This is a genomic window from Pseudovibrio sp. POLY-S9 (genome assembly GCF_001431305.1).
In the GTDB taxonomy this organism is placed as follows: domain Bacteria; phylum Pseudomonadota; class Alphaproteobacteria; order Rhizobiales; family Stappiaceae; genus Pseudovibrio.
On the sequence record NZ_LCWX01000218.1, the window covers coordinates 7,017 to 8,697 of the forward strand.

Annotated in this window: 2 protein-coding genes; both read left to right on the forward strand. The window is 52.0% G+C overall.

Features of this window, described 5'->3' with window-relative positions; genetic code table 11:
- Window positions 1-1,203: hypothetical protein (locus PPL9_RS22455; protein ID WP_161831425.1), on the forward strand; the 1,203-nt coding region annotated here is incomplete at its 5' end.
- The gene (locus PPL9_RS22460) at window positions 1,200-1,565 is read left to right on the forward strand and encodes a transcription termination/antitermination NusG family protein (protein ID WP_057464823.1); all 366 of its coding nucleotides are present in this window, start codon (window positions 1,200-1,202) and stop codon (window positions 1,563-1,565) included. The genes PPL9_RS22455 and PPL9_RS22460, both read left to right, overlap by 4 nt.
- Window positions 1,566-1,681 lie beyond the last annotated feature (116 nt).

Consider the following 1,681-nt stretch of genomic DNA (forward strand, 5'->3'; position numbering starts at 1 on the left):
ATGGGGGAGAGCTGCTATCCGTCAATTGAAGATTTGATGGAGTATAGCGGGCTGAGCAAGCGGGCAGTTCTCAACCATATCGAGACGGCTCGGGCAGCTGGTTGGATCAAGGTCAGCCAACATGGTTTCAGAGGGCAAAGATGGAAGCGTCATGAGTACGTGGCGCGGTGGCCTGAGCGTGATTTAGTTGCGCCCAGCTTATCTGAGCGGGTGGTCAAAACTACCGAGTTTGAGGAGGAAGGCGGTGCACCAGATGCACCAGCTCACTCAAAAAAGGTGGTGCACGAGGTGCATGAAGGTGGTGCACCTGATGCACCTAAGGCGGTGCACGACGTGCACCAAGATAAGAACAGTCCATTTAACAATCCAATACCAGTCCAGAAGAGAGAGGGCGCGTGTAAGAGCGAGAATGTAAAAAATGACAATAAAGGCAAAGTCTCTCGTGAAACGTGGGTTCGAAGGCTGAAAAAGGTTCATGCTGGCTGGTCGACAGGGGCAGGCGACAGTGTGGAAGCGGCTGAGCGGCTGTGGTTTGGACTGACTGAGGAGGACCGCAATCAAGCTGCAAAGCTGGCGAAATCTTACGAGAAACACATCAGGGATTTAGGTCGCACCAAGATTTGCTCTCTGCTGACTTATCTCAAGGAAAAGCGGTGGGAGCTGCTGCCCAAAGGCTCTGGAAATGAGGGCGGAGAGGTGCAGGTAGCCAAGCGCTATGGCAAGCTTTGGGGTGTTTATCGGTTTTCCGAATTGCTCAAACCGCCCCTTGCGCCTGAGAATTTTCCGAAACCACCTTCAATAATCCAAGGACGGCTGACGGCTGGGGGAGATATCGAGAAGCAAGAGAAGCTGGACCGATTGTCGAAATACGGTTGGAAATCTGTTGTTCTCATGCATCAAGCTGCCGAACGGAAGCGAAGTGGCGGAACTGTCCCGAATGAGCTGTCTTCGTTGGGTGATGAGTTTGAAGCTGTAAAGGTTGGCAGCGAGATCTGGCAGGCTTGGAAGCAGCTTCACCAAGAGCGTGGCTGGCCTCGGTTTGCTCCTGATCATTCGCTGCCAGAGTGGGTCTGGATGCCGAGGCTTGTTGGTGATGAATACGAGACTTTGCTTGAGGCTGTGAAGGCGGCTCTTGAGAACTTTGAGGCAGCGCACAATCAAGTCACCAACACCACAACGGCAACTCAGGAGGCTGCTGAATGACGATGACTGCTCCCAACGAGGAAAGACGAGCGCTTGAGCGTAACTATCAGTTCATGCGTTCGCTCATCAAAGGCAGCTCTCTTGAATGGGTTGTGGTTCGCACCAATCCAGACTGCGAGGATCGAGCCTTCGAAGGTATCAACGCAACAGGTGTGGCAGTCTTTCAGCCAATGATGACTGAGTACCGGAAACACAGGCAGACAAAGAATACAGTTGTGGCGAGTTGCTCAATGTTCCCTCGATACATGTTCGTCGGATTGAATGCGAATGCGGGGCAGAATTGTGATCTCGTTCGAAAATGTGACGGTGTGGAAAAGATTCTTTCGACAACCTTAGAGGGTGCTCCGCACCATAGGCGCTAACTTAAGAAGCTATGTTCTCGAATTCGTTGAATTTTTCGCTTTCTGGGAGGTTCGCATATACCTCGCCAAAAGCTGCTGGCGTTAACTGTGATGTTAGTCAGATCCCATGCTCCCTG